The organism is Nocardia sp. NPDC050793, from assembly GCF_040654065.1.
Lineage (GTDB): Bacteria > Actinomycetota > Actinomycetes > Mycobacteriales > Mycobacteriaceae > Nocardia.
Window position 1 is genome coordinate 44,129 of the sequence record NZ_JBFAHG010000012.1, and the last position, 12,217, is coordinate 56,345.

Here is a 12,217-nt window from a genome sequence, read left to right on the forward strand (position 1 = left end):
GGCCCATGAAACCCGCTGTGTCGCAATGGCGTCGCGCCGCGGGCGGGTTGCGCAGCTAAAGATAATGGTTATCATTATCGCCTGCTCGATGTTTGGAGGCTTCTGTTGGGACACCTGTTGATGGTGGAGAGCTGGGTCGGATCGATGAGCACACTGCTGCCGGCCGGAATCGGGGACGGTGGGCACACGTTCAGCTTCCTGACCCGCGATCTGGGGCACTACCTGCGCGGGAAGTCGGGTATGCACCCGCTGCTCGGCGCGGCCAACGTCCTCACCGCCGAAACCAACGACGAGGACACGCTGCTGCCCTACGTGCGGCGCCTGCACGAGGTGCTGGGCTTCGACGGGGTGCTGTCCTCGTGCGACTACTACCTGCCCACCGTGGCGGCCATCGCCGCCGACCTCGGTCTGCCCGGCCCTGGCCGCGACGCGGTGGCCGCGGCATGCCAAAAGCACCGTACCCGGGAACTGTGCCGGGCCGCGGGTGTGCCGGGCCCGGCATTCGCGGTGGTGACGGGTGCCGAGGAGGCCGTCGAGGCGGCGCAGGGAATCGGGGGCTACCCGGTCGTGGTCAAACCGGTCGACCTGTGCGGCGGCATGTTCGTCACCCGCGTCGACGACGAGGCCCAGCTGCGCGAGGCGCTCGGCAGACTCGGCGCATTCTCCCGCAACGCCCGCGGCCAGGAGCGATCACCACAGGTCCTGATCGAAGAGTGTCTCCAGGGGCCGGAATTCAGTGTGGAGACCGTGACGGCCCGCGGCGTCACCGTCGTGGTCGGCGTCACCGACAAACGCCTCACCGGCGCCCCCGCGTTCATCGAGGCGGGTCACATGTTCCCCGCCGCGCTTTCCCCGGCCGAGCGCGACGCCCTCACCGGCACGGCCCGCGCCGCGATCACCGCGCTGGGCCTCGACGACACCGTCGCCCACATCGAGATCATGCTCACCGCGGACGGTCCGCGCCTGATCGAGGTGAACCCGCGCCCGGCCGGCAACCGCATCACCGAACTCGTCCGCCGGGTCACCGGCATCGATCTGGCCGCTGTCCACGCGCAGGTCGCCGCGGGGCTGACGCCCGATCTGACGGTCCGACCCACCGGAGTCGGTAGCGCCGCCATCGCGTTCGTGGTGCCCCGGGAGGCGGGCGCCCTGACCGCGATCTCGGGTGCCGAGGACTGGCCGCGGGATCCGCGGATCGTCGAGCACACCCTCGCCGAGCCCGGCGCGACCGTGCAGGCCGCTACGAACAACAACAACTACCTCGGGCACGTCATGGTCGCCGTCGAATCCTGCGGCACCGCAGGCCATCTCGCACAATCGCTGATCGACATCCTGTCCGTCGAGGTCGCTCGATGAGCCCCGTCCAGATCACCGCCGCGCACTCGGTCGCCGAACTTCTGACCCGGGCCACGGACGGACGCCTCGGCCCCGACCCGGCGACTCTCACGATCTCCAACGCCTTCCTCACCCGATACGGCACCCGCCACCGGGGCAGCCGCAGCGGCTACCGCAACGCCGTGCTCGGTCTCCGCACCGGCGCCGCGGTCGGCTCGTGCAGTGTCGAACCCGCCGCCGACAACGACGACCTGCTCGACGAGTGTGTCGGCGTCTGCGTGGCCGATCTCCTGCGGCACCCGCTGCTCCCGGTGCGCATCGCCGCCCTGGACACCTACCTGCTGCACCTGCACCCGCATCCGGCGGCCGCCGGCGCGACCGCTCGTCCGGTGACGATCGAGCCCGGCGACAGCCTGACGAAATCCCGGCAGCGAGCGCGGGCAGTGGTAGCGCTGCTCCCTGAGCACACCCGCCGCGTGCTGGTCGTCGGCGTGGTCGGCTCGCTGCTGGCCGCGCTGCGTGAGCGCGGAATATCCTATTTGCCCTGTGATTTCGCCGGCGGCACCACCGAGTGGGGCGAGCCGGTGCACCGCGACCTCGACGGAGTCGCCCGCGACTACGACGCCATGCTGGTGACCGGCATGACCCTGGGCAACGGTTCCTTCGACGCCCTGGCGGCCGAGGCTCGTGACCGCTCGCTCCCGCTCGTCGCCTACGCCCAGACCGGCAGCGCGGTGCTGCCGTGGTTCCTCGGCGCCGGCGTGCACGCGGTGTCGGCCGAACCGTATCCATTCTTCTCCCTCGACGGCGGCCCGAGCACCCTGTTCCACTACCGCAGCGGGGTGGACGCGTGAAGCCCCAACCGGAGCTGCTGGCACTGGTCGGCGGCACTCCCGTGATCCCCGTCCCTGCCGGTGCCACCCATTACCTGGCCAAGCTGGAGGCGGCGAGTATCGCGGGAATGAAAGCGCGCGCCGCGGTCTCCATGCTGACCGCCGCCCGCGCCCGCGGCGAGCTCGCACCCGGTGCGCCGGTGATCGAATCCACCAGCGGCACACTGGGACTGGGTTTGGCCCTGGCGGGCAAAGCGCTCGGCCACCCGGTGACCCTCGTGGTCGACGCCGGTCTCGAGCCGGAGATGCGTGCCCTGTTCACCGCTTTCGGCGTCGGGCTCGACATCGTCACCGAACCACACCCCGCCGGCGGCTGGCAGCAGGCCCGGCTGGACCGGCTCGCCGCCCTGGTAGCCGCGACACCGGGCGCCTACTGGCCCGACCAGTACGACAACCCCGACAACGCGGCCGGTTACACGGCGATGGGTCAGGAAATACTCGACCAGGTCGACCGCGTCGATGTCCTGGTCGCCGCGATCGGGTCGGGCGGGCACTGCGCGGGCCTGGCCAAGGTGCTGCGCACCCGCTGGTCGGATCTGCGGGTCGTCGGCGTGGACGCGGCCGGGTCGCGGATCTTCGGCCAACCCGACCGGCCGCGCCTGATGCGCGGACTCGGCAGCAGCATCCTGCCGCGCAATGTCGCTTACGACGACTTCGACGAAGTGCACTGGGTCGGCGCGGCCGAGGCGGTGGCCTCCTGCCGCGAGCTCGCCGCACGGATCGGCGTCGCCGGCGGCTGGAGCACCGGGGCCGCCGCCCTGGTCGCGGACTGGCTGGCCCGGCGCGAACCCGATTCCCGCGTCCTCACCGTGTTCCCGGACGGACCGCACCGCTACCTGCGGTCGATCTACGACGACGACTGGTGCCACCGGCACGGCCTCACCGCGATACCGGCCACCGAACCAGACGACCTCGCCGCGCCGGATGCCGCCGAGGTCCACGGCTGGGCCCGGTGCGCGGTGGTGCGTGACCCTCGTCGCGAGCAGGTCGGCGCATGAGGATCACTTGGCAGACCACCCGGCTGGAACTGGCCCGCCCCCTTCGCATCTCCCGCGCGAGCATGTCCGCACGCGACGCGGTGTGGGTGCGCCTGATCGACGGCGAGGACGAGGGCTGGGGCGAAGTGGTGACCAGCCCCCGGCTGGGATTGGACACCACCCGCATCACCACCGCACTCACCGCACTGGCCATCCTTGTCGAGGCGTGCGGCGCGCCCGAGCAACTCCGCGCGAGCCTGCCCGACCTGCGCGCCGCCTTCCCGCTGCCGGTGGTCAGCGCCGTCGACAGCGCGGTGCACGACCTGCTGGCCCGCCGCGCCGGCGTCTCCGTCGCCACCTATCTCGGCCTGCCGCACCGTGATCGGGTGCCGACCGCCTGCACGATCGGCCTGACCAGCGTCGCCGAGGCCGGTGACCGCGCCGCCGAACTGACCGCCGCCGGGTTCTCCGTAGTGAAGATCAAACTCGGCGCGCCCGACCCGGCCGACGACATCGCCCGGGTCCGCGCGGTGCGTGTCGTCGCCCCCTCGGCAACCCTGCTGCTCGACCCCAACGGAGCCTGGGATGCCGCGACCGCGGTGACGGTGCTGCGGACACTGGCCGAGCTCGATATCGCCGCCGTCGAGCAGCCGGTGCCCGCTGGCCGGCTGCCGTGGCTGGCCGAGGTCGCCGCCGGCGCGCCGATGCCGGTGATCGCCGACGAGGACGCCGGCGCCGTCGCTGACCTGGACCGGTTACCGGACGAGATCGGCGGCATCAACATCAAACTCGCCGAATGCGGCGGGCTCGATGCCGCGCTCGCCATGATCGGCCACGCCCGCGACCGCGGCATGGACGTGATGCTCGGCTGTCAGGCCGCCAGCTCGCTCGGCATCGCCCCTGCGGTGCATCTGCTCGGCGCCGCCCGCTGGGTCGACCTCGACGGGCACCTGCTGCTGGCCGAGGACCCGTGGACCGGCCTCGGTGCCGCCGACGGCGTCCTGAGCACACCGGCCGGGTCTGGTCTTGGCGTCACCACCGTGGTAGCGGCCCGGTGAGCGTCTTCACCGACCTGCGGAGTCTCCCGCGGTCGGTGCGGTTACTGCTGGCCAATCAGTGCCTGGGCAATATCGGGTTCTTCATGCTGGTGCCGTTCCTGGCCGACTACCTGCGCACGGATCTGGCGCTGTCGGTGACAGCCGTCGGCGTCGTCCTGGGCGTACGTAATCTCAGCCAGCAGGGCTTGTTCCTGGTCGGTGGATCGGCTGCGGACCGGCTCGGCGCGCGAGGGGTGATCATCGTGGGCGCGGGGATCCGCGCGGTCGGTTTCCTGCTGTTCGCGATCGGCGGGTCGCTGCCGGTGGTGCTGGCCGGGTCGGTGCTCACCGGATTCGCGGGCGCGCTGTTCAACCCCGCCGTGCGGGCCTACATCGCCCGTGACAGTGAGGATCGTGCGGCGCAGGCCTTCGCATGGTTCAACGTGTTCGGCAACGTCGGATGCGCGCTCGGTCCGATGATCGGGACCGTGCTGGTGGGAGTGGGTTTCCGGATCACCGCGCTGACGGCGGCAGCGGTGTTCGCCGGACTCACCGTGGCGCAGCTGCTGCTCCTGCCGAATCGGTCCGTACCGCCGAGTGGCACGACCTTGCGCGCGGACTTCGCCATCGTGTTCACCGACCGCCGGTTCTGGGCGTTCTCGCTGGCGCTGGCCGGATTGTTCGCGCTGCAGAGCCAGCTGTACTTGCTCTTCACGCTGCAGGCACGCGACCTGGCCGGGCCCGCGGCAGGTCCGGCCGCGGTCGCTGCCCTGTTCGTCGTGGAGACCGTCGCAGTGGTCGTCTTGCAGGTCCCGGCGACTCGCGTGCTGGGCCGCCGCAGCGATCGCGGCCCGATGATGGCAGCCGGAATGGCTTTGCTGGGCGCGGCATTCTTGCCGGTGCCCCTGGCGGCAGCGGCCGACCTTCCCGGCGGGACGGGCCTCACCGATGTCGCCGTCCGCATCGCCCCCGTCCTGCTCGGCGCGGTGGTGCTGGCACTAGGGGTGACGGTGGCGCAGCCGTTCGTCAACGAAGCCATCCCCCGCTTCTCCGGTCCCGCGCTCACCGGAACCTATTACGGCGCCTTCTATTTGGCTTCGGGCCTGCTCACACCGGCCGTCGGCGCGTTGGTCGGTGCGGTCGCCGACCGCGGCGGCGGACCGCTGGGGTGGCCGCCCGCCCTGGTGTGCGCCGCGCTCGGATTCGGCTCGGCCGCCGCGGTGCTGGCCCTGCACCGCGCGCGGATACTGCCCGGCCTCGAAGGATCGACTTCCCCAGCGCAGCCGCTGCGCCCCGCGAAAGGCAACCGATGACCCCCGCAGGCCCGGTCCTCTTCAGCGAGAACCTGCTAACCGACAATCCCGCCCTCTACGAGCGCACCTTTCCCGGCACGGGTGAGGCCAACGCACGTTTCGTCGCCGACCTCGTGGACCGCTTCGGCACAGGCCCGCAGCTCAGCCTGCTCGACGCGGGCTCGGGCACCGGCCGCGACGCCGCCCGCCTGGCCGAACTCGGCTATCGGGTGCGCGGCGTCGACGTGTCCGAACAGATGGTCCACTACGCCCGGACCCGTTGCCCGGCCGTCGAATTCGAGGTCGGCGACCTGCGCACCCTCGACACCCCGGCCCCGGTGGACATCCTCACCTGCCTGGGCAGCACCCTGCTGCACCTGCACGACACCGCCGACGTGCTCACCGCCCTGCACCGTTTCGCCGCCTGCCTGCGGCCGGGCGGCCTGCTCGTGCTCGAGATGCGCAACGGCGCCTTCCTGCTGACCGACCGAGGCCGCCGCGAACTCCTCGCCGACCGACCACAGCGGCACATCGAATGGGAGGGGCTGACCTACACCTCGCGCACCCGACTCACCGTCGACCTGCCCGCCCAGCTGCTGCGCCGAGAACGGGTGTGGACCTGGCCGGGCTGCGTGGAGCCTGTCGCCCAGCACACCGCTTGGCGGCTGCTTTTCCCGCAGGAACTGCGTCACCTGCTCGGTAGTGCCGGATTCGAGGTGCTGGCTCTGTTCGACCGGCCGGGACCGCTGACCACACCCGCGTGGCCCGGTGATGGAACACTCGGCGACCGGCTCGACGGCGACCGATTGCACGTGGTCGCTCGCCGGACCAGCGGCGCGGAGGCGCGATGAGCGCCCCGATCCGCGTCGGCGTCGGCTCCGCCTTCGGCAGCTGCGGCGAACTCCTGCAGGGTGTCACCGCCGAGAACGGGCGCGATTTCCTGGTCACCCTGCCGATCACTCGCGGTTCGGTGGCCGTGTTCGAACCCGACCCGTGCCGCGACGACGTGACCGTCGTGCCCGCCCACAAGACCAAGTCGCGTGCCGTGGCGGCCGCCGTGCTCGCCGGATCCACGGCGCTGCACGGCGGCGTGCTCACCGTGCTCGGCGACTTGCCCGAGGGCAAAGGCCTGGCCAGCTCCACCGCCGACTTGGTCGCGACCGCACGCGCCGTCGCCGACGCGGAGGACAGGACGCTGGCGGCCACCGAGATCGAGGCTGTTTTGCGCGGCATCGAACCTTCTGACGGCGTCATGTATCCGGGGGCGGTGGCCTACTACCATCGCGAGGTCCGCCTGCTGGCCGCACTCGGCGCGCTACCGCCGCTGACCGTCGTCACCGGTGACGAGGGCGGCTGTGTCGACACCGTCGCCTTCGACCGGCACCGGCCGACCGTGCCACCCGTCGTCGCGCGCGAATACAGCTCCCTGCTGGCCACGCTCACCGACGCCATCAGCCACGGCGACGCCGCCACCATCGGCGCGGTCGCCACCCGCAGCGCCCGCCTCAGTACGCCCCTGCGCGAGCGCCCACACCTGGAAGACACCATCGCCGCCGCCGATCGCATCGGCGCCCTCGGCGTGGTCGTCGCCCACAGCGGAACCACCACCGGCATCATGCTCGACGAACGCGACCCGCAAGTAGCGGCGAAAATAGTTGCGGCACAACAGATCTGTGCACAGTTCGCGGTATCGGTCGATGTCCATCGCTCGTGGCGGCCCGGCCCGCCCGACGGCGCCGATCCGGCGCTGTCCACGGCGGTGGCGCCGTGATCACCGTGCAAGACATCGGTTTCGCCTACGGCGGGACGGTCGTACTCGACGGCGTCGGGCTCCTCGCCGAGCCCGGTGACACCGTCGGGCTCATCGGCCCCAACGGGTCGGGCAAGTCCACGTTGCTGCGGCTGATCTACCGCGCGCTGCGGCCGACCGCCGGGGTGATCACCATCGACGACACCTCTGTCACCGCACTGCGCGGCCGGGCGCTGGCAGAACGCATCGCGGTGGTCACCCAGGAGTCCCCGTCGGATACGCCCATGACCGTCACCGAATCGGTCCTGCTCGGCCGGGCGCCGTGGGCCAGTGCGGTGCAGGGCATTTCGCGTGCCGACCGGATCACCGCGGCGGCCGCGCTGGAACGCGTCGGCGCCCGGCACTTGGCCGCGCGGCCGTTCGCGCAGCTGTCCGGCGGTGAGCGCCAGCGGGTGCTCATCGCACGCGCCCTGGCCCAGCAGGCCGACCACCTGCTGCTCGACGAACCCACCAACCACCTCGACATCGGTTACCAGCACGAACTCCTCGGCCTGGTCCGGGCGCTTCCTGGCACCACGACGATCGTGGTGCTGCACGATCTGAATCTGGCCGCTCGCTACTGCGATCGCCTGATCCTGCTGCACCACGGACGAGTCCGCGCGGCGGGCACGGTGGACGAGGTACTCATCCCCGAGATCCTCGAACCCGTCTATGGCGTCGCCGTGCAGCGGGCCGACGCGTTCGGCGCGCCGCAACTGCTGTTCGGTCCGCGCGTCGGCACCGAGGAGAAGGCGGTGGTGCGATGAGCATCGATGATCTCGGCCACGACCGCCACCGCAGGCACACCCTGCTGTGGGTCGGCGGCCTCACCGCTCTACTGCTGCTCGTATTGATCCTGGCGACCGGCCTGGGCCCGGTGTCGGTGCCGCCGGCGACAGTCGCGCGGATCGTGGGCCATCACACCGTCGGGTTGCCCGCCGCGGGGGAGTGGACGCCCGCGCAGGACTCCATCGTCTGGCTCGTGCGCGTGCCCCGGGTTCTGCTCGGCGCGCTCGTCGGCGCCGCACTGGCGCTCAGCGGTGCGGCCCTGCAGACGCTCGTGCGCAATGTGCTGGCCGATCCGCACATCCTCGGCGTCACCTCCGGCGCCTCCACCGGCGCCGCCGTCTCCCTGCTGTTCGGTGTCTCGGTCGCCGCGGGCGCGCTGGCTGCCAGCGCCTTCGCCGGTGCGTTGGCCGCCACGGCGCTGCTTTTCGCGGTCGCGCGCATCAACGGCGCGATGACCTCGCTGCGGTTGCTGCTCGGCGGCGTCACCATCGGCTACCTGTTCTCTGCGGCCACCAGCTTCCTGATCTTCGCCTCCGACAACCAGGAGGGCGCACGCACGGTGTTGTTCTGGCTGCTCGGCTCACTCGGCTCGGCCGCGTGGCCGAGCGTGGCCACGACGACCACGGTCACCTTGGCCACTCTCGCCACGCTGATGTTGCTCGCTCCTCGCCTCGACGTGCTCGCCGCCGGTGACGACACCGCGCGGGCGCTGGGCATGTCCCCGGTCCGGTTGCGCATGCTCGCGCTCGGCGTCGTCGCGCTCGCCGTCGGCGCGGTGGTGGCGGTCGCCGGGGCGATCGGATTCGTCGGGCTGATCGTGCCGCATGTGGCCCGGCTGTGCGTCGGCGCCACACACCGGCAACTGCTGCCGGTCTCGGCGCTGCTGGGCGCGCTGTTCCTGGTGACCGCCGACGTCGTGGCCCGCACCGCGTTCGCGCCGCGCGAGCTGCCGCTGGGCATCGTCACCGCCGTGGTCGGCGCTCCGTTGCTGCTGGTGCTGATCCGGCGATTCCGCCAGTCCTCCACTTGATTTCACCCCGTTCGAAAGGAACACCTGTGTCCACCCGTCTCCTGCGCCGCCGCGCCGCGCTCCCGGCCGCCCTGCTTGCAGCCGCCGTCGTCACCGGCTGCGGCGGACCGGCCCCCGCCACCACACCTGCCGCCGACGGCTTCCCTCTGACGATCTCGAGCTGCGGCCGCGACGTCACCTTCACCGCGCCGCCGCGGCGAGTCGTCACCATCGGCTCGGTGGCCGCACCGCTCATCGCCGCTGCCGGCGCCGCGGACCGCATCGTCACCCGCACCTTCGAGACCGCGCCGTTCCCCGGCCAGTACGCCGAGTCGCTGAAGGATATCGAGATCGTCGCGCCTACCGGCGAACTCGCACGCGAGGAGATCATCAACCGGTCCCCGGACCTGGTGGTGAGCTTCGAGGGCGCGGCCGCCACGCCCGAGGATCTGGCGAAGGTGAACATCCCGTTGCTGGTGACCCGCGGCTACTGCCGTGACGCCGCGGGCACCTTCGACGACGTGTTCGCCGACATCGAGCTCTACGGCACTCTGTTCGGCACCGGAGCCACCGCCACCGCTTCCGCGGCCGAATTGCGCGGCCGCGTGGCCGCCGTGGCGGCGCGGCACCCGGCGGGCGCGACGGCGAAACCCGCCGCCGCGCTGATCATCTCCCGTGACGGGGCCAAGGTCAGCGCCTACGGCAGCACCAGCACCGTGGCCACCCAGATGCGGATGCTCGGCCTGGACAACATCTTCGGTGACGTGGCCAAGCGCAACTTCGACGCCAACACCGAGACGCTGATCCAGCGCGACCCCGAGGTGATCATCCTGCTCACCCAGGGCACCCAAACCCCCGAGTCGGCTACCGCCGCACTGAAGGCGCGCCCGGAATTCGCCGGGCTGCGCGCGGTACGGGACAACCGCATCATCGCGGTGCCCTTCGGCTACACCGGACCTGGCCCGGTCGCGGTAGAGGGTCTCGAGGTCCTCGATCGAGCCCTTGGCGGTCTGCGGTGAGCGCGGACGGTTACCGGCTGCGCGTGGCCGACCCGGCCGATGTCGCCGGCGCGCGCAGCGTCATGCTCGACACCTTCTACCACGTCTTCGGTATCGGTTACCTGCCCGAACACCACCACGACGTCATCGACCCGGAGTCGGCCTACCTGCGTCACCCGCTCAACCGGCTCTGGGTCGCCGAACATGCCGGGCGCATCGTGGCCACCACGGCGGTGCGCGCCCAGGGACCGCGCCACCCACCGCACCCGCGGTGGCTGACCGAGCGCTATCCCGATCCGCGCACCGCCCAGCTGTTCCGGGTCTACGTCCGGCCCGAACACCAGCGCCGCGGACTGGCCCGCCGACTCGTGGCGATGGCGGTCGAATACGTCGACGCCACAATGGAATTCGACGACCTGTACCTGCACACCGATGCGCGCACACCGGGCGCGCTGGAGTTCTGGCGCAGCTGCGCCCGCCTGGTCCACGACGCGCGCACCCCCGACGAGGGGTTCCAGACGGTGCATTTCGACATCCCGCTGCCCCGGCACGCCCGTACCGGGGAACGCGAGCACGCCATGCGGTAGCGACCGAAAACCTCTGCAATGCAGAGGTTTTCGCAGATTGCGGGATTGTACTCGAAGTGCACTCCCGCGATCGTCGGAAATCCGTCAGCCGCTCAGGGGCAGTCGCGCAGCCACCATGGATCCGGACGCAGCAGGTCCCAGCGCAGCTCTGATTCCAGTTGCGCGGCGGTCGAAATCAGCAGCGGCTCCGAGTCGGCCGTCCCCAGCAGTTGCGCACCGACCGGCAGGCCCGAATCGGTGAATCCTGCGGGCACGTTGACGCTCGGCCAGCCGAGGACGTTCCAGGTCCACGCGTAAGGGCAGCAACTGGCGATGAAGCGGTCGGTGGCGAAACTGCCCAGATTGTCCGGTGCGTGGACCGGTGGTGGCGGTGTCGCGGTGGTGGGTGCGAGCACCAGATCGAAATCACGGTACATCGCACCGATCCGCTTGTGCAGCAGCGGTTCCAGGCGACGTGCGGCGGCCAGCGGCAGACCCGACAGCGCTCGCCCGGTGCGGACATTGGTCATGGTGCGCTTGTCCACCCGCACCGAGCCGGGCATGCGGTCGTACCAGGCCGCCACCCCGGCCACCGACCGCGGCAGGAAGGACGCGGTGAACAGTGCGTTGTAGGGCAGCTCGACCTCCGCCACGCTGTGGCCCAGCGCGCGCAACTGGGCGGCGATGCGCTGCACCCCGGCGTGGACCTGGGGATCGAGTCGGGTCGGAATGCCGGTGAACGGTGCGCGCGACGCTACGGCGACACGTAGTCGGCCGGGGTCGCGCCGCACCGCGTCCACGGCGCGGATCGCCGGTGGACTATGCAGCTCTCCCGGATGGTTACCGGCGCACACGTCGAGCAGCAACGCGGCGTCGGCCACCGTGCGGGCCAGCGGACCGTTCACGGTCAATCCGTGGAAAGCCTCCGGTTCGGGCCAGGTCGACACCCGCCCGCGCTGTGGTTTGATGCCCACCAGATGCGTCCAGGCCGACGGGATCCGGATCGAGCCGGCGCCGTCGGAGCCCAGTGCCGCGGGCACCAGCCCGGCGGCCACGGCCGCGGCGCTTCCGCCGGAGGATCCGCCCGGCGTGTGTTCGGCACTCCACGGATTGCGCGTGTGCCCGAAGGCGTCCCCGCTGGTGAACGGATACTGGCCCAGTTCACAGGTATTCGTCTTGCCGACGAGGATCGCGCCCGCCGCCCGCAGTCGCCGCACCGCCTCGGCGTCGGCCGCGGCGGGCGGGAAATCGCCGCCGCAGCCGAACGCGGTCGGCTCCCCGGCGATATCGGTGTCGTCCTTGATCGCGACCGGTACCCCCAGCAGCGGCAGCCGCTCACCTGCGGCGATGCGCCTGTCCGCCTCGGCCGCCTCGACCAGAGCGCGTTCCCGGCGGATCAGGCGGAAGGCGTTGAGGCCGGGCTGAGCGGCGTCCATGCGATCCAGTGCCGCGGTGACCGCCGTGACCGCGTCGACCTGTCGGTCGGCGATCGCCCGCGCGAGGTCGGTCAATCCGAGTTCCGTTGTTTCCAT

12 protein-coding genes are annotated in these 12,217 nt (G+C 71.4%); 11 read left to right on the forward strand and 1 reads right to left on the reverse strand.

Annotation, left to right across the window (positions count from 1 at the left end; translation table 11 throughout):
- The first annotated feature begins 144 nt into the window (after positions 1-144).
- From AB0H50_RS30720 to AB0H50_RS30770, 11 genes are read left to right on the forward strand one after another with little or no spacing between them, the layout of a single operon-like run.
- A complete protein-coding gene (locus AB0H50_RS30720; RefSeq protein WP_357459479.1) occupies positions 145-1,356 on the forward strand; it encodes an ATP-grasp domain-containing protein in 1,212 nt (403 codons plus the stop codon).
- Entirely contained in the window at positions 1,353-2,189 is an 837-nt protein-coding gene (locus AB0H50_RS30725; protein ID WP_357459482.1) for a hypothetical protein, read from the forward strand. The genes AB0H50_RS30720 and AB0H50_RS30725 overlap by 4 nt, the downstream gene beginning before the upstream one ends.
- Complete coding sequence (locus tag AB0H50_RS30730) at positions 2,186-3,226, forward strand: PLP-dependent cysteine synthase family protein (RefSeq protein ID WP_357459484.1); 1,041 nt, start codon at positions 2,186-2,188, stop codon at positions 3,224-3,226. The genes AB0H50_RS30725 and AB0H50_RS30730 overlap by 4 nt, the downstream gene beginning before the upstream one ends.
- A complete protein-coding gene (locus AB0H50_RS30735; RefSeq protein ID WP_357459487.1) occupies positions 3,223-4,263 on the forward strand; it encodes an enolase C-terminal domain-like protein in 1,041 nt (346 codons plus the stop codon). Before AB0H50_RS30730 ends, AB0H50_RS30735 begins: the two co-directional genes overlap by 4 nt.
- Positions 4,260-5,555, forward strand: a complete 1,296-nt coding sequence (locus AB0H50_RS30740) for an MFS transporter (RefSeq protein WP_357459490.1) — start codon at positions 4,260-4,262, stop codon at positions 5,553-5,555. Before AB0H50_RS30735 ends, AB0H50_RS30740 begins: the two co-directional genes overlap by 4 nt.
- Entirely contained in the window at positions 5,552-6,385 is an 834-nt protein-coding gene (locus AB0H50_RS30745; RefSeq protein ID WP_357459492.1) for a class I SAM-dependent methyltransferase, read from the forward strand. Before AB0H50_RS30740 ends, AB0H50_RS30745 begins: the two co-directional genes overlap by 4 nt.
- Positions 6,382-7,305: a hypothetical protein gene (locus AB0H50_RS30750; RefSeq protein ID WP_357459495.1), complete on the forward strand. Its 924-nt coding sequence runs from the start codon at positions 6,382-6,384 to the stop codon at positions 7,303-7,305. The genes AB0H50_RS30745 and AB0H50_RS30750 overlap by 4 nt, the downstream gene beginning before the upstream one ends.
- Positions 7,302-8,090, forward strand: a complete 789-nt coding sequence (locus AB0H50_RS30755; protein WP_357459498.1) for an ABC transporter ATP-binding protein — start codon at positions 7,302-7,304, stop codon at positions 8,088-8,090. Before AB0H50_RS30750 ends, AB0H50_RS30755 begins: the two co-directional genes overlap by 4 nt.
- Positions 8,087-9,142, forward strand: a complete 1,056-nt coding sequence (locus AB0H50_RS30760) for an iron ABC transporter permease (protein ID WP_357459499.1) — start codon at positions 8,087-8,089, stop codon at positions 9,140-9,142. The genes AB0H50_RS30755 and AB0H50_RS30760 overlap by 4 nt, the downstream gene beginning before the upstream one ends.
- Before the next feature lie 26 nt (positions 9,143-9,168).
- On the forward strand, positions 9,169-10,140 hold the full coding sequence (locus AB0H50_RS30765) for an ABC transporter substrate-binding protein (protein ID WP_357459502.1): 972 nt from the start codon (positions 9,169-9,171) through the stop codon (positions 10,138-10,140).
- Positions 10,137-10,706: a GNAT family N-acetyltransferase gene (locus tag AB0H50_RS30770; protein WP_357459504.1), complete on the forward strand. Its 570-nt coding sequence runs from the start codon at positions 10,137-10,139 to the stop codon at positions 10,704-10,706. The genes AB0H50_RS30765 and AB0H50_RS30770 overlap by 4 nt, the downstream gene beginning before the upstream one ends.
- A gap of 92 nt (positions 10,707-10,798) precedes the next feature.
- Here the strand turns inward: AB0H50_RS30770 and AB0H50_RS30775 are convergent, their stop codons facing one another.
- Positions 10,799-12,217: an amidase gene (locus AB0H50_RS30775; protein WP_357459507.1), complete on the reverse strand. Its 1,419-nt coding sequence runs from the start codon at positions 12,215-12,217 to the stop codon at positions 10,799-10,801.

Excerpts from the sequence above, each read along its gene's own strand:
- AB0H50_RS30720 (WP_357459479.1), top strand. The coding sequence starts at position 145 with ATGAGCACACTGCTGCCGGCCGGAATCGGGGACGGTGGGCACACGTTC.
- AB0H50_RS30725 (WP_357459482.1), top strand. The coding sequence starts at position 1,353 with ATGAGCCCCGTCCAGATCACCGCCGCGCACTCGGTCGCCGAACTTCTG.
- AB0H50_RS30735 (WP_357459487.1), top strand. The coding sequence starts at position 3,223 with ATGAGGATCACTTGGCAGACCACCCGGCTGGAACTGGCCCGCCCCCTT.
- AB0H50_RS30745 (WP_357459492.1), top strand. The coding sequence starts at position 5,552 with ATGACCCCCGCAGGCCCGGTCCTCTTCAGCGAGAACCTGCTAACCGAC.
- AB0H50_RS30750 (WP_357459495.1), top strand. The coding sequence starts at position 6,382 with ATGAGCGCCCCGATCCGCGTCGGCGTCGGCTCCGCCTTCGGCAGCTGC.
- AB0H50_RS30760 (WP_357459499.1), top strand. The coding sequence starts at position 8,087 with ATGAGCATCGATGATCTCGGCCACGACCGCCACCGCAGGCACACCCTG.
- AB0H50_RS30775 (WP_357459507.1), bottom strand. The coding sequence starts at position 12,217 with ATGGAAACAACGGAACTCGGATTGACCGACCTCGCGCGGGCGATCGCC.